Annotated in this window: 16 protein-coding genes and 2 other annotated features; of the genes, 3 read left to right on the top strand and 13 right to left on the bottom strand. The window is 49.0% G+C overall.

Annotated features, from left to right (window positions below; genetic code table 11):
* Window positions 1–12 precede the first annotated feature (12 nt).
* The 3 genes from C508_RS0111305 to C508_RS0111295 form a co-directional block, all read right to left on the bottom strand.
* Window positions 13–504: a GNAT family N-acetyltransferase gene (locus C508_RS0111305; protein WP_018703680.1), complete on the bottom strand. Its 492-nt coding sequence runs from the start codon at window positions 502–504 to the stop codon at window positions 13–15.
* A complete protein-coding gene (locus tag C508_RS0111300; RefSeq protein ID WP_018703679.1) occupies window positions 501–980 on the bottom strand; it encodes a PTS sugar transporter subunit IIB in 480 nt (159 codons plus the stop codon). Before C508_RS0111300 ends, C508_RS0111305 begins: the two co-directional genes overlap by 4 nt.
* A gap of 54 nt (window positions 981–1034) precedes the next feature.
* Window positions 1035–1287, bottom strand: a binding site (T-box leader).
* 266 nt (window positions 1288–1553) lie between these two features.
* Window positions 1554–1805, bottom strand: a binding site (T-box leader).
* Window positions 1806–1845: 40 nt separating this feature from the next.
* Entirely contained in the window at window positions 1846–3615 is a 1770-nt protein-coding gene (locus C508_RS0111295; protein WP_018703678.1) for an ABC transporter ATP-binding protein, read from the bottom strand.
* Window positions 3616–3862: 247 nt separating this feature from the next.
* Here C508_RS0111295 and C508_RS19510 point away from each other — a divergent pair, with 247 nt between their 5' ends.
* A complete protein-coding gene (locus tag C508_RS19510) occupies window positions 3863–6934 on the top strand; it encodes a bifunctional diguanylate cyclase/phosphodiesterase (protein WP_018703677.1) in 3072 nt (1023 codons plus the stop codon).
* Window positions 6935–6948: 14 nt separating this feature from the next.
* The gene (locus C508_RS0111285) at window positions 6949–7968 is read left to right on the top strand and encodes a TRAP transporter substrate-binding protein (protein WP_018703676.1); all 1020 of its coding nucleotides are present in this window, start codon (window positions 6949–6951) and stop codon (window positions 7966–7968) included.
* A 59-nt stretch (window positions 7969–8027) separates the two neighbouring features.
* Here C508_RS0111285 and C508_RS0111280 read toward each other — a convergent pair whose 3' ends face one another.
* The 6 genes from C508_RS0111280 to C508_RS0111255 form a co-directional block, all read right to left on the bottom strand.
* Window positions 8028–9110, bottom strand: coding sequence for an aromatic acid exporter family protein (locus C508_RS0111280; protein WP_018703675.1), 1083 nt, complete (start codon window positions 9108–9110; stop codon window positions 8028–8030).
* A 113-nt stretch (window positions 9111–9223) separates the two neighbouring features.
* Entirely contained in the window at window positions 9224–10345 is a 1122-nt protein-coding gene (locus C508_RS0111275) for a DUF362 domain-containing protein (RefSeq protein ID WP_018703674.1), read from the bottom strand.
* A 24-nt stretch (window positions 10346–10369) separates the two neighbouring features.
* Entirely contained in the window at window positions 10370–10777 is a 408-nt protein-coding gene (locus tag C508_RS0111270) for a MerR family transcriptional regulator (RefSeq protein WP_018703673.1), read from the bottom strand.
* Between the two features lie 67 nt (window positions 10778–10844).
* Window positions 10845–11756: an alpha/beta hydrolase gene (locus C508_RS18425; protein WP_018703672.1), complete on the bottom strand. Its 912-nt coding sequence runs from the start codon at window positions 11754–11756 to the stop codon at window positions 10845–10847.
* The gene (locus C508_RS18420) at window positions 11753–12649 is read right to left on the bottom strand and encodes a PhzF family phenazine biosynthesis protein (RefSeq protein WP_018703671.1); all 897 of its coding nucleotides are present in this window, start codon (window positions 12647–12649) and stop codon (window positions 11753–11755) included. Before C508_RS18420 ends, C508_RS18425 begins: the two co-directional genes overlap by 4 nt.
* A 134-nt stretch (window positions 12650–12783) precedes the next feature.
* Window positions 12784–13740, bottom strand: a complete 957-nt coding sequence (locus C508_RS0111255) for a bile acid:sodium symporter family protein (RefSeq protein ID WP_018703670.1) — start codon at window positions 13738–13740, stop codon at window positions 12784–12786.
* Between the two features lie 512 nt (window positions 13741–14252).
* Here C508_RS0111255 and C508_RS20845 point away from each other — a divergent pair.
* Window positions 14253–14378 (top strand): hypothetical protein, encoded by a 126-nt coding sequence (locus C508_RS20845; protein WP_018703669.1) that lies wholly within the window; start codon window positions 14253–14255, stop codon window positions 14376–14378.
* A 58-nt stretch (window positions 14379–14436) separates the two neighbouring features.
* Here C508_RS20845 and C508_RS0111245 read toward each other — a convergent pair whose 3' ends face one another.
* The 4 genes from C508_RS0111245 to C508_RS18415 all read right to left on the bottom strand — a co-directional run bounded on the left by C508_RS0111245 (window position 14437) and on the right by C508_RS18415 (window position 19311).
* Window positions 14437–14718, bottom strand: a complete 282-nt coding sequence (locus C508_RS0111245; RefSeq protein WP_018703668.1) for a CC/Se motif family (seleno)protein — start codon at window positions 14716–14718, stop codon at window positions 14437–14439.
* Between the two features lie 216 nt (window positions 14719–14934).
* Window positions 14935–16716, bottom strand: a complete 1782-nt coding sequence (locus C508_RS0111240) for a carbon starvation CstA family protein (RefSeq protein WP_039797337.1) — start codon at window positions 16714–16716, stop codon at window positions 14935–14937.
* 146 nt (window positions 16717–16862) lie between these two features.
* Window positions 16863–17621: a LytR/AlgR family response regulator transcription factor gene (locus C508_RS0111235; protein WP_018703666.1), complete on the bottom strand. Its 759-nt coding sequence runs from the start codon at window positions 17619–17621 to the stop codon at window positions 16863–16865.
* Entirely contained in the window at window positions 17596–19311 is a 1716-nt protein-coding gene (locus tag C508_RS18415) for a LytS/YhcK type 5TM receptor domain-containing protein (RefSeq protein ID WP_018703665.1), read from the bottom strand. Before C508_RS18415 ends, C508_RS0111235 begins: the two co-directional genes overlap by 26 nt.
* Window positions 19312–19347: the final 36 nt, after the last annotated feature.

Below are 19347 nucleotides of genomic sequence, written 5' to 3'. Positions count from 1 at the left end.
TTTTTCGCCTCCTCATTCTTTCCGTTCTGTTTTCCGGTATTTCGCCAAAAAAACAAGGGTTAAGTTATCGTCAACTATTTGCGTGCGCTCTGGACAATATCCCAACTTTTCGTAGACATGCAAATTTTTTAGACTTTTTTCTCCTGTAAACAATTCAAACCGCCTTGCCGCAGGAAACTGTTTTTCCAACTCCAGCAACAACTTCTTGCCAACACCCTGGTTCTGCAGCTCTGGTTTCACCATCAATTTTCCCACATAGCAAGTCTCTCCCTGCACCCGACCGCGAACACTCCCTACCAACACGCCTCCTGCGCAAGCCTTCAATATTACTTGCTCCTCCCATTCCGCTATCAATTCTTCCAAGGTTTGGCGCAAGGGCTCAATATCCCATTTTCCATACAACGCCGCCTCGCTTGCATACGCTTCTTTTTGCAAAATCAAAATATTTTCAGCATCTGACTTATCCGCTGTTTTTACAGAAACGTCTTCCTTATTTCCACTCATAGCAACGCCTCGGCCAATAGTTTCCGCTCCGTCCCCGGAACTGTCTGCAGATATACTGCATGCCCCAAAGATTCAATGCGGTGCAGCTCTTCTACCTCGGCTTCCGTCAAATAGACGCTGGACGATAATTTGCTCCGTCCCGCAGCCATACCGGCGTTACCCATATTGATTTCTAAAGCCATTCCTTGATACTGTTCCAGTATTTTTCGCGCGCTTTCCGGATGCTTCACTATCACCATCACCCTTGCTTCCAGCTCCAGCTCCGCCAGCAATTCCTCCGCCTCCTCCAGTGCAGCAATTTGAACCTCGACCTGCGGCGGCACTGCCATTTTTACAATCGAGCGTAACAAACTATCTTGGGCTGTTGCATCATCCACTACCAAAATTTCCTCCGCCTGTGTATGCCCCAGCCACGCTGTCACCACCTGCCCGTGCACTAAACGCTCGTCAATCCGAAATAAAACAATTCCACTCATCTTTATCAGCCTCCACTTTTTAAGTTAAAATAAAAAAGCCAATTCACTCCCCTTGTAAGGGGCGAATTGACTCGCGGTACCACCCTGATTTGAAAGGCTGCGCCTTTCCTTCTTCGGATACGGGCCTACACCGATACCCTAGCCTGTTAACGGCGGCGTCCGGTCTGGCCTACAGTCTCCTTCGGCAGACAGCTCCCGGGGCCATTCCATACGCTCTCAGCATCGGCCATCTCACCTCCGGTCGCCCGGCCGCCGACTCGCTGCACCCGAGAGTGCTGCATGTACTCTTCCCGTTCTTCGCTTTTTCATGAAGCCATTGTCAGCTCCATTTATATTCTCTGTTTTACTCTGAGCGCACTGCTCTCCGTTGTCCCTTTCGTACTTCCAGAGAGCTGTTGGCTTCGCGAGTGCACCGCCAGAAGAAGTAATTTTTCCGCCTGACAAGTAAGAGTGACCGCAGGAATAGCGGCGCTCTTTCAAGGTTGCTCTGCCGCAGCCAGACGGAAAAAGAACGATTCTGGCGCGTGATACAAGCAAGTCAGCAGCTCAAAAAAAAGAAAAACCATTCCACCCGAAAGGGGCGAAATGGTTCGCGGTACCACCCTAGTTTGAAAGGCTATGCCTTTCCTTTTTTCAAATACAGGCTGCCGCCGATATCCTAGCTCGTTAACGGGAGCTCCCGGTCCAGCCTACTCTGATTTCGGTGGACGGCTCACAGGCCCATTCCCTATGCCTATTGGGCTGGTCATCTCACCTCCGGTCACCCGGTCACCAGCTCGCTATGCCAAAGACAGCATATGTACTCTTCCTGTTCCTCGCCAAATCATTCACTTGTTTTAGAGGTTAGTACACCTTGTTACAAAAGTCAAGAAGAAGTTGCTGCATTCATGTCATTTTCGACGTCCATCCCTGCAAATTGCATACCGTAGTAACGAGCGTACAAACCGTCTTTCGCCAGCAGCTCACCATGAGTGCCCCGTTCTTGGATACGGCCCTCGTTAATGACAACAATTTCATCCGCATGGCGAATGGTACTCAAGCGATGCGCGATAATCAAGGTGGTACGATTCTTCGCCAGCTGCTCCAGCGATTTTTGAATATGACGCTCGCTCTCATTGTCCAGCGCCGAAGTTGCCTCATCCAAAATCAAAATGGCCGGATTTTTCAAAAACACCCTGGCAATAGAAATGCGCTGCTTCTGGCCGCCTGAAAGACGCACGCCTCGCTCTCCTACATACGTATCATAACCGTTTTCCAAAGAAGTAATAAATTCATGAATGTTGGCCTGCTTAGCGGCGGCTATGACTTCGCTGTCCGTGGCATCCGGGCGTCCATACAAAATATTGTCTCGGATCGTGCCCGCAAACAAATATACATCTTGCTGCACCAAGCCAATGGCGCTGCGCAAGGAAGCTAATTTCCAATCCCGTACGTCATGTCCGTCAATACGGATAGCCCCCTCAGTTACATCATAAAAGCGGGGCAAGAGCGAACAAATCGTCGTTTTCCCGCCGCCGGAAGGGCCCACCAGCGCCACCGTCCGTCCCGCTTCCACCGTAAAGTTCACCTGATGCAATACTGCCGGATTGTCTTCATACGCAAAGGAGACATTTTCATATTCCAAACATCCCTGCACCGTCTCTACTTCCATCGCCGGCTCCCGATCCACGATGTCTGGACGCATCTGCATCACCTCGGCAAAGCGCCGAAAACCGGCGTACCCTTTCTGAAACTGTTCCGAAAAGAGAATCAACACATCCAACGGGTTAAGAAAAATCGCAATGTACAAGGCATATACAGCCAAATCAGTGGCCGCCAGTTGGCCTTGAGACACAAAATAGCTGCCGCTCACCAAAACCAACACATATAGTACGCCTTCCAACAAGCCATTGCCTGCGTGAAAGCGGCCCATCAGCTTGTAAACGCGTTCCTTGGAATCCAAAAACTCTTCATTGCTGCGGCGAAATTTCTCTCTTTCCAGCTCTTCGTTGGCAAATGATTTAATCACCCGGATACCCGCAAGGCTGTCCTGTACTTGCGAGTTAACCGCCGCGATACGCTGACGATTCTCCATAAAAATGACCTTCATTTTTTTGTTTTGATAGTAGCTAAACCAGGTCATACTTAAGGCCACCGCAAACAATAGCAGCGTCAGCGGCACATGGATAAACAACAGCAACACAAAGGAGCCAGCCAGTTTCAAGCAGGAAATAAAAATATTTTCCGGACCATGATGGGCCAGCTCAGAAATATCAAAAAGATCGGAAACCACCTTGGACATCATCTCACCGGTGTTGTTACGGTCATAGTAGGAAAAAGAGAGGCGCTGGAATTGCTCGAATAAGTCCTGACGCATATCGCTTTCCATACGAGCCCCCATCACATGGCCCCAGGTCGTAATATAATACTGACAACCATAACGTAGCAAATACAATCCCAGCATACCCGCGCCAAGATAGCCAACGATAGCTACAAACTCTCCAGTCTGAGTCACCAAAAAATTTTTAGTCAAATAATTGAGCGCCTGAGGAAATACCAAATCAATCATCGAAACCAGAACGGCGCAAATCATATCGGTGTAAAACAAACGTTTATACGGTTTATAGTAATGCAAAAATCCTTGAACAATTGACATCCAACACATCTCCGTTTAAATAAATATCTTGGTTTTACTTAGCTAACGCCCCGAGAAACAAAACTTCCTATGCCAATTCATCTTTACCCCCAACCATATAGGAAATTTGTCACCTTATGTGTATTTTCACCGTTAATTCCCAAAGAGTTACCGTAAAAGGAAGGATTCTCCAAGATCCCGCCAGAATATTACATCAACTATAAAATTTATACTTTTTCTTTTCTCACTACGTACAAGGAGGTGCAGTATGCCTCAGCAACAAAATAGCATGCATTTTTCTCTACGAATTATTGTTCTGGGCTTATTGGCATTTCTCCTTTTCAATACCGCTAATTACTATTTTTTATCAACTTCCGCTTATCGGCGCCTCAGTGAAGAAAATAAGATTTATTCCGAAACGGTGGCGCTTAGTGTAGCTTCCTTTTTAGAAATGGCCTTTCGCATAGGAAGTGAAATGTCACAAGACGCGGAAATCAAAAGCGCCTCTCCTCAAAAGCAGCAACGTTATCTCTTGGATCGTTTTTCCCAACAAGGTTTGTTTGAAAATCTTATTATCCAGCGCGTCCCCGATGGCGTCCAAACGGCTCGTGTACGAGGCCTCGCCGCCACTCGTCCAGATCGGTGGTGGTTTCAGCAAATACTGCAAGACCCCCAACCGTTTATCAGTCCTTCCTTCTATTCATTCAGCAGCAATCAACAAAGCCCATCTACAGTCATCGGCCTCTTTTTTCCTGTTTTTCAAGACGATGCCCTAACTGCTGTATTGGCTGCTTTAATACGTGTTGACGGGCTGCAAGAACGAGTTGGTCAGTATTATCGCAGTGACGAACGTTATGTATATGTACTAGACCAGGAAGGAACCGTCGTGGTTCACCCAGACTCGCAGCAAACAAACGAACACTATAATTATAAACTTGCACAAAAAACCTTAGTCTCTCGCGATGTTGAAGGCCAGGTTGTATTAGAGAACAATAATTACCAACTGACCACCAGCAACATTTCTCTTCCATCCGGCTTGCAGGAAGCTGCTAAAGCTGCACTCAACGGCGCCCAAGGAACGAAAGAATATACCGCCGAAGGCGGAGAAACTTTTTTCTGCACCTATGCCCCCATCCGCCTACCCGGTTATTCCGCTTCCTGGGCCATTTTAACGGTACAGGACAAAAATTTAGCCCTAGCTCCGCTCCGCAATACCGCTCTAACTCACGGCTTACTCTCTTTCCTCATTTTTGCCGGTCTTTCCGCCTTATTACTGCGCCAAAGCCGCGCCATTGATTTAGGCAGCCAGCAGCTTCGCCAAACCAACAGCGTTCTGCAAGAAGAAGTTTCGGAACGAATGCGCGCAGAAGTTGAGCTTACGGCAGCCAATGAAGAGCTAGTCGCTATGAATGAAGAATTGTTGGCTGTCACCGATGAGCTGCACCGAAATAATGATCAGTTGCATAGCGAAATTAGGAGCCGCGAAGAAAAAGAAGCTCAATTACGTCTGCGCGAACGCCAGCATCAAGCAATGGTGCAGTTGTTAGCGGACAATACCGCTGCGTTGGATGTTCAACTGCAAAGCATGCTGGATAGTGCATTACAGTTAGCCGACGCCCAAGATGGGCACATCGCGTTTTGGGAAGAAGATACTATGGTTGTACGCTATGCCAACGGCAGCCATAGCGCTTATTTAGGGGGAGCGCTGCTTGAAAACGAAGGACTCTTCCCTCAGCTCCTCGCCACTAAAGAACTGCAATACACGGAAGATTACCAAGCTTTCTCCAACCGCATAAACCGCCCTCCCTGGAACCAACTCCGCACAGCCATCATGGTGCCGCTAACCTCCCACGAGCAACTCATCGGCTGCTTAACATTAACCTGGCAAGATGCGATTCGACCTTTGGCTTTAGATGAACGAAACATGCTGCAGCAATACGCGGATCTGGTCGTACTGGCTTTGCAAGGAGCGCAACTGCAACAAAGCCTGCAGGCAGAGTTGACGCAACGCAAAGAGCTTCATGAAGAAATTAGCCGCATTGCTTTTCAGGACGCTCTTACAGGCCTGCAAAATCGCGCCAGTTTGATGGCTCGCCTCGAAGATGAGCTTCGTCCGCAACAGAATGGGCTGCGAAGCGGTTCCATTTTCTTCGTCGATTTGGACGATTTAAAAAGCATCAATGACAATTTCGGTCATTTCGCCGGCGATACTATTATTATTGCGTCCGGACAAAAATTATCAGAAACCCTCTCACGCTATAATGCATTCATCGCCCGCCTCGGTGGCGACGAATTCATCGCCCTTTTGCCTGGCTGTGTCGATCCGACGGAATTAAGCCGCCTTGCTGATTTACTGGTGCAAAATTTATGTCATGATTATCTTTTGTCCGCCACTACCGTTCGCATTTCCGGCAGCATAGGCATTGCCTCCTATCCTCGCGACGGCACTTCGGTTGAAGAGCTCATTAAAAAAGCGGACAACGCCATGTACGCCGCCAAGGCGGCCGGTCGCAACTGCTGGCGTTTTTTTGAAGACGACATGTTGCGTGAAGCTCAAGAAAAACTACTTTTGACCAACAGCCTCCGACGCGCCCTGGAAAATGATGAATTATCGCTCGTTTTTCAGCCGCAGCTCTCCTTAGCAGACAATCGTCTAGCAGCTTTTGAAGCACTCTTACGTTGGCAAAGCCCTATCCACGGAAATGTTTCACCAGCTCGCTTTATTCCGCTTGCGGAGCAAAGCCAGCTTATCATTCCAATTGGCGCCTGGGTACTGCAACAAGCCTGCCGCTTTCTGCAAACGCTTTCTACTGCAGGCTACGAGCATATTCGCATCGCAGTCAATCTTTCCTCAAAACAATTAGCCGATGAGCAGATTGTCTCTACCGTCCAGAATGCCTTAAGAGAATCCGGTATTGCAGCACAGCAATTGGAGCTTGAGATTACCGAGAGCGCTTTATTAACAGCGCTTGACGAAAGCTGCGCCAAACTGCAGCAGTTGAAAAATTTAGGCGTCACCTTGGCCTTAGATGATTTCGGCACCGGCTACTCGTCAATCACGCATTTACGTCTTTTCCCCGTAGAGATTCTAAAAATAGACAAATCCTTTATTGACACCATCATTACCCAAGAAGACGACAGCCTCGTTAACTCGCTGATTCATTTTGCTCAAAGCCTAAAACTGCGAGTCGTCGCTGAAGGGGTAGAAACCCAGGAGCAGATGGACTATCTTCTCCATTATGGTTGCGATCTCATCCAAGGCTACTACTTCAGTCGTCCCGTCCCTGCCGAAGAAGCTCTGCTTTTGCTGAAAAAGCAAGCGCAACAACACACAACCTGACAGGAGGCGTATCCATGTTCGCGTATCGTTTCCGTTGCATCGCTCTAGCTCTTATCGTTCTGAGCTTATTGCTCTTCATAGGGTGCGCTTCCTTACCGCTAACCATTTCCGAAGATAAAAAAGTCCTCCGTCTGGGAACGGAAACTGACGCCACGTCGCACGAGAGCCGCGGCGCTCAAAAATTAGCCGACTTAGTTCGCGAACGTTCAGGGGGCTCTCTGGAAATCCAGGTATATCCTAATGCCAAATTGGGCAGCATGCGAGACCGCAACGAAAACATGCGCATGGGTACCGTCGATATGGGTACTTCGTCCGTAGGATTTCTAAGCACCTATGAACCGTTAACAGCTATTTTTGATACGCCTTATTTATACCAAAACAAAGCACATGAGATGCGTGTTTTTGACGGCCCCATTGGACGCGAAATAGATAAAAACCTCCAACAAAGCGGCTTGCGCGTACTTTGTTATTTCGACGCCGGCGCACGTCAAATTACGAACAACCGCCAACCGATTCGTACTGTTCAAGATCTAAAAGGACTGCGTCTGCGAGTACCTCAAAGCCAAGCCAGCATAGAAGGATTAAATTTTTTAGGCGCCCTCCCCACCCCGCTCCCCTTTAGCGAGACCTACGATATTTTAAAACAACAAGTTCTGGATGGCCAAGAGAATCCGATTTCTCTAGTTTTCCACAACAAACTCTACGAAGTGCAAAAATATCTTTCCCTTACTAATCATCAATATTTTATTCAAGTGCTCCTCATCAGCGAAAAGACGTGGCAATCGCTATCCCATAAGCAGCAAAACCTCTTGCTGGATGCCGCCAAGGAGGCCCAGGCTTACGAACGTGAGCTGGTCGCTTCGGAGGAAGCAGCGTTGCTTCAGCAACTGCGCAACAAAGGCCTGAAAATCAACGAAGTGGAAAACATAGAAGAATTCTTTACCAAGGCCCGCCCGTTGCGCGAATTATACGTGCGCCGTTACGGGCAGCAGGCCAACGATCTACTGCAACAAATTGACGCACTGCGGCAATAAAACAGGCGTTGGAACGCGCATCTTTGCGTTTTCCATCGCCTGTTTCGTTTTTCCCTGCTTCATATTTCTGCTTCCATGCTTTCCTGCAGCAAAATTTTCGCTTGCCGCGTCGCCCATTTGATTTCATTGGCGATCACCGCCACCTCCAGCAGGCCATGCATGTAATAGCTTCCTTCAAAGCGCGGCTGCCATTGCTCAATGGCATGGGTCAGCGCTTCCCAATATTCCTCGCTAATTTCTTCTACTTGCACCGTTCCTTCGTCAATAATCACCGTACGCAGCTTGCCGTTTACCCGAATGACGATAGTACAGCCGCTTTCGAGCACTTCTAAAATCGCCCTAAATTCTTCGCTCACGGGAGGATCGCCCACGTCATGTCGTCGTTCCACCCGCGTAGGCAGCAAATCAAAAATACGGTTTGCTTTTTTTACAATGGATTCGTTATAATCAATCAGTTTTTCCGCCTGCGTCAGCCACTCCTTCGGCTGCTCCTTGGAGGCCACCCCTAAATAACGCTCGCGGCTCATCAACTCCAAGAGCTGCCTGGCTTCCTTATTCAGTTTATAAATCCGTTTCTTCTCTTCCGGCTCAATGTGGGGTTGTTCACTCCCCTCCAGCCCCACATATTCTTGGACCGCCCGGCAAAAATAAAGCACCGCCGCTTCATTGGCCTGCCGCAATTTTCCTTTCAACGCTTGATTATAACGCGGCGGCCACAAAACCACATTGATCAGCATCGCTGCGCCCAAACCGACAAAAATAACGCCGGTTCTCGCCAGGGCATGCACCAAAAACTCCTCTGTACTGGAACTCAGCACAAATAGAGCTGCCACAATCCCCATGGTAATGCCGCTGTGCAAGTCCAGCTTGATATACAGGGGAATAAGCAAAATAACAATCAAGCCTGCCGAAAGAGGCGTCACCCCCAAAAAATAGCCGAAGCAAAAGCCCGCCAAAACCCCTAAAATATGGACTAAAATTTGATCCTTAGCCGCCCGAAAGCTCAAAAAAATAGAAGGCTGCATATTAATAACCGCTGACACAGCCCCAAAAAAAGCAGGTTCTAGATCCAGCAGCTTACAGATAAACATGGTAACTGCCACGGCAATACCGGTCTTAATCACTCTAGCTCCAATTTTCAAAACGTCATCCCCTAATTGAAAATACCCATACCAAGGCCGCTTCACTGCAGCCAAGTTATGGGTATTTCTCGCCTTTAACGGCAAAATCCTGCCGTTATTCCGGTTAAAAAACTTTAGACCTCAATGAGTTCATACTTTTTCGTGCCTAAGCCCAGCTTTTCCGCATGGTCCACGCAGGAAAGCCAGTTGGTTTCCGGATGGGCCGTACAAAAATGATCCGCCTCTGTGCTATCTTTGCGAGCGGCCAGTTGTTCGCCCAAATGGCTGCCGGGAATGGCTGGCGCCTTGTTAGCCATATCGGCGCAGGCCATGTCCAGCGCTACGGGGTCAAAAGAAGCAAACATGCCTAAATCTGGAATGATCGGCACGTCATTCTCTGCATGACAATCGCAGAACGGCGCCACATCCACGACCAGACTGATATGGAAATGCGGCCGGTCATTCAGTACCGCCCAGGAATATTCGGCAATTTTCTTATTTAAAACATCGTTTGATTCGTCCCAAGCCGCCGCAATGGCGTTGAAATGACAGGTTCCGATACAACGACCGCAACCTACGCAAATGGAATGATCAATACTAGCTTTTTTCGCAGTGATCGTAATAGCGCTATGAGCGCAAATTTTAGCGCAAGCGCCGCAACCTACACAAGATTTTTCCCGTACCCGCGGCTTGCCGTCGCTGTGCATTTCCATTTTACCGGCTCGGGAGCCACAGCCCATGCCAATATTTTTTAAGGCGCCCCCAAAACCGGTCAATTCATGCCCTTTAAAATGGGTCAAGCTGATAAAAATATCCGCGTCCATAACAGCCCGGCCAATCTTCGCTTCTTTGACATGCTCGCCGCCGACTACCGGTACATACGCTTCATCCGTACCCTTCAGACCATCGCCAATAATAATCTGGCAACCGGTTGCAAAGGGATTGAAACCGTTTTCATAGGCCGCGTCCATGTGCTCCAACGCATCTTTACGCCGCCCCACATAGAGGGTATTACAGTCTGTCAAGAACGCCTTGCCGCCCTGCGCCTTAATCACATCTACAATGACCTTGGCATAGTTAGGACGCAAATAGGCCAAGTTGCCCGGCTCGCCAAAATGAATCTTAATAGCCGCATATTTTTCCTTAAAGTCAATATCCGTCATTCCTGCTTTTTTCACCAAATGCTCTAACTTTTGAAGCAAGTTCATTTTGGATGTCGCCCGCATATTGGTAAAATAGACCTTTGCTTTTTCCATAAAAGACCCTCCTACTATTATTTTTTAATCTCCAGCCGCGCTGTGCACAGGCTGACAAACGCAGGAGCTTTCTCCAGCGATAAACGCGTCATACCCTTGCAGTTTCCGGTCAATTCGAGTCAGGTATTCCTGCATGCGGCAGATTTTTTTCTCTACATCCCGTTTATGCTGCGCAATTATTTCGCGTCGTTGAAAAATGGTAGCATCTCCTTGCTGACAAAGAGCTACATACGCTTTAATCTCCCCCACAGACATACCGGTATCACGCAAACAACGAATCAGCACCAGCCATTCCAAATCCGCCTCGCCGAAAAGGCGATTTCCGTTTTCATCCCGCATCACCAGCGGCAACAGCCCTTCTTTTTCATAATATCGCAAGGTATGCGCTGAAATAGAAAATTGCTCAGCCACCTGCTTGATAGTGTAATTCATCCCGCTTCCTCCGCATGCCTGCAAGATACTCCCGACACTCATAGTACACCTTAGAGCGCGCTCTAAGTCAATGGGCAATCTCCACTTTTCGCAAAAAATTTAAAAGCGCCGCTTCATAATGCATCGGCTCCTGCTGGTAGCTTTTCACATGGCGCGCCCCAGCTACAAGCATCAGCTCCGCCGCCGGATACGCCTGCTGCAATTCCCAACTATTCTCCGGCGCAATATCCTCATCCGCCTCGCCGTGAATTAAGAGCAGCGGTCGTCCGGCAAACTCTCCCACAACCTGTACAGGACTTACTTTTTCCGGCTGCAATCCCGTTAAGATAGGAGTTACCGCCAAGATCGTCCGATTAAAGGGCACGGCCGGCAATCCCGTCCATACCGAAAAATTCGTCTCTAAATACCGGGTCAAGTCTGCAAAAGGCGCATCAGCAACTACCGCCGCAATCGATGGCTCCGCCGCTCCCGCCAGAATAGCCGTTGCGGCGCCCATGGAAAATCCTAAGAGCGCCACCTTGGGATTCAAGTCTTGGCGGCTGTGCACGTAGTCCACCGCCCCCAGCAGGTCTCTTACTTCGTACTGCCCCACGGAAGTCATCTGCCCCGCCGATTCGCCGCTATTGCGATAGTCGAAAAGCAGCACGTTCATGCCGTGCTCTACCAACACCTTCGCCAGCGGCAACAGCGGCACATCCGCCTGCTCGCGATTTTGCCGATACCCGTGCGAGCAGATTACGGTCAAGCGGTTTTCCGGCGCTCTAAGCAGCCACCCCTGCAAATCCAAACCATCTTGGCGGCTGACAAAGCTCACCGGCTCATAGGACAAGCCAACTACCGCCGGCGTTGTCTGCAGCGCTTTGCGCGGAGGGTGGGTCAAATTCCAGCCTACGTACCCAGAGATTCCGATGATAAAAACGCCTATCACAGCCATTGCCAACGCAAATAAGCGCAGCGGTTTTTTCCAAAGAGCCTTCATGCTTTCCCTCCTGCTGCCTCACTCCTAGCAAAACGCTCTGCAACACTCGCAGCCAACATTCCCTCGGCAAAAAAGACTACTTCTCCTTGGATGGTCACCCTGTCATCCTCTGCCACCCAACCATAGATCCGACTGGGACGGCCCACTTGCCGCCCTTGGCTGATAGTAATGCGTTCGCCTTTACGGCAGCGTCCATGGCGCACAAGATATGAATATAAAGGCCCTGCCGCGCTTCCGGTAGCCACATCTTCCACCAACCCCTGATTATCCCAGGTGCGCGCCTCCAGCGTCTCCGGCTGAAACACATATACGAACTTCGCCCCCCATAAAGCCAAGAGTTCTGCAAAGTCCGGCGCTACAATTCTTGCTTCCTCCAGATGCTGCCGCACTGGCACCAACAAGTACGGCAGTCCGTTAGACGCCACCTCCAGCGGATATGCTGCGTGCAAATCGTCCGGCTGTAACTGCAAAGCCGCAGCTACTACTTTCGCTTCATCCGCTGAAAGAGAATGACCGAAGTGCGTCTTCTCCAGCTCCATTTCCACTCGAAACGACGTCGCAAGGCGTGTGGAACGCAGAACAACCTCGCTTTCAGGCAACACAATCTGCAACTCCGCCTGCTCCTCTCTTGGATAATGGAGTTCATGCAAAACCGCTGCCGCCCCTAACACCGGATGCCCTGCAAAAGCCAGCTCTTCCTCCACCGTAAAAATGCGCGCTCGCGCCCTTCCTGGCGCCTGCGGATATAAAAAGATGGTTTCAAATTGTTTAAACTCCTGCGCCATAGCAAGTAAACCACCGTCTTCAATTCCAGCTTCCGGCGGAAAAAACACTGCCAAGCCATTACCTTGCAGAGGCTTATCTGCAAAAACATCTACATGAAAATATCGCATCAGCTCTTCGCCTCCTGCAAAAGAGTCGACACAATTCGCCAATAACTGCTCACGAAAAAACCTCCCAATAAAATAAAGCTATAGTCGGAGTTAACCAACCATAGCTTTATTCTGCATTTACCAGACAGCTCCTGCTACGCCGCCAGTTCTTGCTCCGCCTCTTCTTCCACTGGCTTACTGGCCCAATATCCCGCTAATAAGCTACCGATAATGTATTCCCAAACGCTCATTAACGCCCCCGGCAGCGCCGCCATAGGATCTAAATGGGCCAACGCCAAGGCCACGGCCAAGCCGGAATTTTCCATACCAATTTCAAAGGTAATGGCGCGCGATTTTTTCTCAGGCATCCCCACGGCGCGACCGGCGGTGTATCCCAACAATAATCCTACCACGTTATGGATACACACAGCAGCACAGATGATTAAAGCCATCGTCGCCATCTTCGACGCATTTAATGCCACAACTGAAGCAATAATTGCCACAATAAAGATAACCGATACTGCAGGAACCACTTTGGTCATCTTGTTGACCGCACTGGGCGCAATGGTATGCAAAAAAACACCTAGCCCAACGGGTACTAGTACGATTTTGACGCTATCCAGAAATAGCCCCCAAAGGTCAATAGGAATCAAGCCGCCCGCCAATAAGGAAAACAAGTAGGTCGTCAGTACCGGTGCTAAAATAGTATTTACACTGGACACCGTCACGGAAAGAGCGGTATCGCCTTTGGACAGATACGTCATCACGTTGGACCCCGTACCACTGGGGCAAGCTCCCAAAAGAACCATCCCCGCCGCCAGCGCCGGCGGCAGTTCCAGCGCATAGGCAATACTGACGCCAACGATCGGCATAATCAAATAGCGAAAAAACACGCCGAAAAAGACATCTTTAGGCCTTGTAAAAACCAAGCGAAAATCCTCTAAGGACATGGTCAGCCCCATCCCCAACATGATAATCCCCAACATATAGGAAATGTAGGGACCAATTGCCTTAAAGGGCGCCGGCTGAAAAAAAGCCAGCGCTGAAAAAATCACCACCCACAACGGCATTCCTTTGCAAATTCCACGCGCCAGCATTTCTAAAATTTTCATGTTCATTCTCCTCCTGTTTTTTATGTACGCAACCGCTATTCAGGCAAAACAAAAAGCCTCCTGCCTCCTTCAAGTCCAAGACTCAAAGGGGCAAGAGGCTACTCTCGCGGTACCACCCTTTTTCACAGATGAAATCATCTGTCTCTCATCGGGTCCAACAACCCTAGCAGGTTAACGGCTGCACTTTCTAAAGAAAGCCGAGACCGGCGCGGCCTACTCCCTGCGGTTTCAGCGTTGCTGTTCAGGAGCGACGATCCTGTTTCCTTCGTTGCCGGCTCGCACCACCCGCCGGTTCTCTGAAACGACATAAAAGCAAGAGTTCTCCCTCATTACATTTACGTATGAAATTTTCCAGTTTTGCCACAGCCTTACTATAATCTACATTTACACACATGTCAACATTTTTATGTTTTTATGCTTTTTTTGTTATATGGAACTCACAACAAACTTCTCTCCCCACATGTCTATTGATTCATGCTACAATAGAAACAGAATCAATAGGAGGTATGATCATGGGCAAAATTTCCGACAAAAGCAGCTATAAAAATCAGCTGGCCGCTAAAAAAAGCACTCAATTCTTTGCTAGCCGCCAAGCGGAACAAGCGCGCAAGCAGCAACAAAACAGCAAGAAAAAGTAAGAAGAACCGCTTTCCCCTTTAAGCGAGGCAAAGCGGTTCTTTATTTTTAATATAAACCTTACGCCAGCTTCCAACCTTCTACAAATAAGGTTTTCCAACCCAAAATATTGCGCACGTTGATCTTCAGCGGAATATCGGGCAGTTCCTTGGGTACATATACGGACAAGCCTTCAATGGAAGCCAGTTGATACAAGCTTTTATCCCTAGGTTCGCCAAAACGCACTGCCGGACTCTCTCTCATAGCAAAACAGCATTCATTGATAATCGGCGCCATTTCCAGATAGACAGGTTTCTTCTTTTCCCGAGCCAAAGAGCGGGCCGGTTCTGTAAAAGTCAGCATAGTCGTCCTCCGTTTTTCAACTCGCGATAGCAAAAATCTCAAAGATAGTATTTCATAATCATTATCCGTTGTATTCTTATTGTAGCAAATCTCTCTCTAGCGTACAAGAGACAACAGGAAGTGTATTTCGCGGTTCCTTTTACAAATTCCGGCATGGAAACAAAACGTCCCCGGAGCTGGCTTACTGCCGTTTCCAGGGACATTTTTTCGTTTACCTTACATGGCTTGTTTCAAGTTCTTTTGCGTATCTTTCAAAATAGACCGCCATACTTTAACAGAGTCCACAATGACAAAGACAATGAGGAACATCATGACCACGCTGGCCCCCGCCAACAGCAACTGCCCTTTAGGCAGGTAGAACTCAAAGATGTTATAGAAGCCAGCGGTTACCGCCGTCACCAGCATGAAGCAAAGCGGCGCCAGGGTAACCCAGGCGTATTTGGCTTTGCCCATACGAAGCAGCATCGTCGTGCCGATAGCCAACGCCATACTAGCCAAAAGCTGATTGGAAAGACCAAAAAGAGGCCAAATGGAGGCAATCGAGCCGCCAAAAATCAAGTAACCCCAAGCAAAGGAAATCAGTGCGCTTGTGAAGACAACGCCGGGTGTCCAGTTGGCGTCTCCCAACGGCTTGTAAATCATGCCTCCTACTTCTTGCAGCAGGTATCGGCCAACACGAGTGCCGGCATCAATGATCGTCAAAATAAAGAGGGCTTCAAACATAATGGCAAAGTGATAGAGGAAGGACATAAATTCGCCCAAACCAGGAATTTGCGAGAAAATATGGGCCATGCCCACCGCCAGCGAAACAGCACCGCCGGGACGGCCAGCCACATTTTCTCCTACCATTTGCGAAAGCATAGGCAGTTCTTGGACGTTCATACCTAATTTCGCAAACGCTTCGGGCACGCTGTTAATTGCAAAATAATCCGCAGGAATCAAGCTGGTTGCAGCAATCAAAGCCATGACGCTGATAAAAGATTCCGCCAGCATGGCACCAAAGCCGATAGGCAGGATTTCACTTTCATTGGTCAGCATTTTTGGTGTCGTACCGGTCGCAATAACCGAGTGGAAACCGGAAATAGCGCCGCAAGCTACGGTAATGCAGACAAAAGGCCAAACCGGGCCAGGCACAACCGGGCCGCCGCCGCTGATGAACGAAGTCACTGCAGGCATATGAATCTGCGGCTGCACAATGATAATCCCCAAGGCCAACGCACCAATAGTGCCGATTTTCATGTAGGTGCTCAAGTAGTCTCGAGGCGCCAACAGCAGCCATACAGGAAGTGCGGCGGCCACAAAACCATACAGCGGTAAAATGATATCCAGTTGCACGCGGCTTAGTGTGAAGAAAGGAGCCCATGAAGAATGCTGAATCCAAGCACCGCCTACAACCGCCGCAATCACCAGAACCACGCCAACGAAAGATGCTTCGCCGATGTGGCCGGGACGCAGGTAACGCATGTAAACACCAATGAAAAGAGCTATCGGGATGGTAGCCCCTACGGTAAAAGCACCCCAAGGACTGTTAAAGAGCGCATTTGCCACGGCAATCCCCATGCCGGCCATGGTAATGACCAAAATGAAGATAACGGCGATAGCTGCTGCCAAGCCTGCAGATTGGCCGATTTCTTCTTTGGCGATTTCCGCAATGGATTTACCGTCATGGCGAATCGAAGCAAATAAGATAATCATGTCATGAACCGCGCCGCCCAAACAGGCGCCAATCAGAATCCACAACATGCTCGGCAGATAACCAAACTGCGCCGCCAAGACCGGTCCGACCAACGGACCTGCGCCAGCAATAGCGGCAAAATGATGTCCAAAGAGCACCCATTTGTTGGTGGGCACATAATCATGACCGTCTTCATGCACAACAGCCGGTGTTGGACGCTTTCCGTCCAAGGCCAGCACCTTTGCGGCGATGAAGGCACCATAGAAGCGATAGCACAGGCTCAAAACCAATGCCGAGATTAGAACGAGATACAAACCATTCATAACCATACAACTTGCCTCCAAATATTGAATTTTAGTAATACTGCAATTCCAGCATAAGATACAAAATTCAATAAATAAACGCATATCGTATAAACAGAACAAAATGCCTTGCCAATGGAAATTATGGGATGCCAATGGAAATAAAGTTATTTTAAGCCCAAAATGATTTTTAGTTCTTTAATTTGGCTTTTACTTACAGGTATTTCTACTTCTGGATAATGCTCCATCTTTAGCCAATAGGTTCCTTTAAACCAGGGCACCACTTCCCGAATCTTATCTAAATTGACTACATAGCTTTTATGCACCCGCATCATGTGCGTACCATTCATGCGTTCTTCCAGCTCACACAACGTTCCGTTATAGATGGCTTCATCCTTTGCCGTTACAACGGTCACATTGCCGGCTTTAGCATAAGCGTAGACAATTTCCCCATAATTCAAAAGACGAATACTGCCATTCTTTTCTACGGGCAGCTTATCAATTTGAATTCTCGCCTCTTCCAGCACTTCATCAACCCGCTCTACTGCCGCATGTTTTTCCTCTTTTTGATATGCCTGCAAGCGCTGCACTGTCTGCCGAATCCGCTCTTCCTCAAAAGGCTTAAGAAGATAGTCCACCGCCCCCAATTCAAAGGCTTTGATAGCATACTCATCATAAGCCGTAGCAAACACAATCATCGTCCCGGGAGCTACTTTGCGAATCAATGCCGCCGCCGCCAAACCGTCCATATCTCGCATGCTAATATCCAAAAACACTACATCCGGTTGCTCCTGGGCCGCCAACTGTATTCCTTCGGCGGCATTTTGCGCTTCTCCCTTCACCGCTACGCCTGGAACCAGCGACAATAGGTAGCACAGTTCGTCTCTGGCCGGCCTCTCGTCATCCACAATGATGCTGCTGAGCATGCTCTTCTTCACTCCTTGTCTTGCACGGCAGCACCAAGGTGACCACCGTTCCCTCTTCCGGGGCGCTTTGTACGGTCAGCCCATAGGAGCCGCCATATTGTCCCTGTAAACGCTCATGTACATTCTGCATGCCAATATGCGCCACTGAATTCTGCTCCAGGGGATGACACGTCTGCAAATCCATACCCGCGCCGTCATCGCGAATCACAATAACCACATCCGAGCCTCGCTGCTGCACATCCAGCCAAATGGTTCCGCCTTCTACTTTAGGCTTCAAACCATGAACCACAGCGTTTTCAACAATAGGTTGGATAATCAAAGACGGTATTAGACAAGCGCCTAAGCGTTCATCAATATTTTCTTCAATACACAATTTTTCCTCATAACGGGCTTTTTCAATCGCCAAATACGCCCGCACCTGCGCCAGCTCTTCTTCCAAGGTAATGGCATGCCCCGCTTTTTGCAAAGCAAAGCGAAAAATAGAGCCCAGCTTCTGCAGCAGTTCCCTCGCCTGATCGGGCTTGGTGCGAATCAGCGAAGTAATCGTATTGAGCGTATTAAATAAAAAATGAGGATTAATTTGCGCCTGCAGCGCTTTCAACTCTGCCCGAGCTACCAGTTTTGCCTGGCGGTCAATTTCCGCCAGTTCTAGTTGAATTGAAAAAAGCTGCGCCAATCCTTTGGCAAAAACCACATCCGACTGATTTAAAAGCTTGGAATTCGTATAGTAAAGTTTAAAGCTGCCAATTACTTGCTCGCCCCGCTTCAACGGCGCTACAATGGCACTCTCTAGGCGACAAATACCACAAGGACAGCCAATTTCTTCGCGCGTCCTAGCTACATAGATTTCGCCGCTATCCAACACCCGCAAGGTAGCCTTCGTTAATTCATGGCGCCGATCCCGATGGTGTTCCGCTTCATCTCCCACAAAAGCCAGTACTTCCGTAGCATTGGTTACCGCCACAGCATGATAACTGCCGGTAGCATAGATAATATCAGCGGCCGCTTGTGCAGACGCTTCATCCAAGCCCTTCCGGAAATAAGCCAGTGTCTCCGCGGCAATCGCCAGCGCTTTTTGCGACTGCGCCGCGCCAGCTTGCTGCTGTACATCCATAGTCATACGAATAATAGCCATAAAAATAGTCAAACCAATGGAGTTAGCCACTATCATCGGCAATGCAATATGCTCTACCAACGTCAATGCCATGTCGAACGGTCTGGCCGTCAGCAAAATAATAGCCATTTGCAGCACTTCCCCGACAACGCCGCTCGCCAGTACCACCCACCAAGGCAGCGCCGCATGAGGATACCATTTGCGCACCATCCCGGCAAACAGCCCTTCTACCAGATTGGCTAGGGCACAGGAAAAAGCGGAAAAACCGCCAAACAAAAAATACCGATGCCCGCCAGCAATCAGCCCGGCGGCAGCTCCCATGACAGGCCCGCCAATAAGCCCCGCCGCCATGACGCCTACCACCCTTGAATTGGCTAATGCATCGTCCACCGGAATGCCCGCATAGGTACCGACAATACCGATCAATCCGAAAATCACAGCCAGCTTCACTTTGTCGAAAATGGTCACTGACCGATAATTTAGCCGCTGCAACAACGATGTCTGGGAAAGTAAAAAAGCCAGCGTCGCCGCAATACTCATGCGTTCCGCCATTTTTAGCAACAAGGAATCTTCCATTATGCACACCTCGTTTGTGATTATCCACTCTCCTTA

The organism is Anaeromusa acidaminophila DSM 3853 (assembly GCF_000374545.1).
Lineage (GTDB): Bacteria > Bacillota > Negativicutes > Anaeromusales > Anaeromusaceae > Anaeromusa > Anaeromusa acidaminophila.
The sequence above is the reverse complement of the archived record's forward strand: the minus strand, read 5'-3'. Positions and strand labels throughout refer to the sequence as shown.

What these genes read in the sequence shown, in the direction of transcription:
- C508_RS0111255 (WP_018703670.1), bottom strand. Translation starts at nt 13,740, where the DNA reads ATGAAAATTTTAGAAATGCTGGCGCGTGGAATTTGCAAAGGAATGCCG.
- C508_RS0111285 (WP_018703676.1), top strand. Translation starts at nt 6,949, where the DNA reads ATGTTCGCGTATCGTTTCCGTTGCATCGCTCTAGCTCTTATCGTTCTG.
- C508_RS18420 (WP_018703671.1), bottom strand. Translation starts at nt 12,649, where the DNA reads ATGCGATATTTTCATGTAGATGTTTTTGCAGATAAGCCTCTGCAAGGT.
- C508_RS0111295 (WP_018703678.1), bottom strand. Translation starts at nt 3,615, where the DNA reads ATGTCAATTGTTCAAGGATTTTTGCATTACTATAAACCGTATAAACGT.
- C508_RS0111275 (WP_018703674.1), bottom strand. Translation starts at nt 10,345, where the DNA reads ATGGAAAAAGCAAAGGTCTATTTTACCAATATGCGGGCGACATCCAAA.
- C508_RS19510 (WP_018703677.1), top strand. Translation starts at nt 3,863, where the DNA reads ATGCCTCAGCAACAAAATAGCATGCATTTTTCTCTACGAATTATTGTT.
- C508_RS0111305 (WP_018703680.1), bottom strand. Translation starts at nt 504, where the DNA reads ATGAGTGGAAATAAGGAAGACGTTTCTGTAAAAACAGCGGATAAGTCA.
- C508_RS0111300 (WP_018703679.1), bottom strand. Translation starts at nt 980, where the DNA reads ATGAGTGGAATTGTTTTATTTCGGATTGACGAGCGTTTAGTGCACGGG.
- C508_RS0111235 (WP_018703666.1), bottom strand. Translation starts at nt 17,621, where the DNA reads ATGCTCAGCAGCATCATTGTGGATGACGAGAGGCCGGCCAGAGACGAA.
- C508_RS18425 (WP_018703672.1), bottom strand. Translation starts at nt 11,756, where the DNA reads ATGAAGGCTCTTTGGAAAAAACCGCTGCGCTTATTTGCGTTGGCAATG.
- C508_RS0111270 (WP_018703673.1), bottom strand. Translation starts at nt 10,777, where the DNA reads ATGAATTACACTATCAAGCAGGTGGCTGAGCAATTTTCTATTTCAGCG.
- C508_RS20845 (WP_018703669.1), top strand. Translation starts at nt 14,253, where the DNA reads ATGGGCAAAATTTCCGACAAAAGCAGCTATAAAAATCAGCTGGCCGCT.
- C508_RS18415 (WP_018703665.1), bottom strand. Translation starts at nt 19,311, where the DNA reads ATGGAAGATTCCTTGTTGCTAAAAATGGCGGAACGCATGAGTATTGCG.
- C508_RS0111240 (WP_039797337.1), bottom strand. Translation starts at nt 16,716, where the DNA reads ATGAATGGTTTGTATCTCGTTCTAATCTCGGCATTGGTTTTGAGCCTG.
- C508_RS0111245 (WP_018703668.1), bottom strand. Translation starts at nt 14,718, where the DNA reads ATGCTGACTTTTACAGAACCGGCCCGCTCTTTGGCTCGGGAAAAGAAG.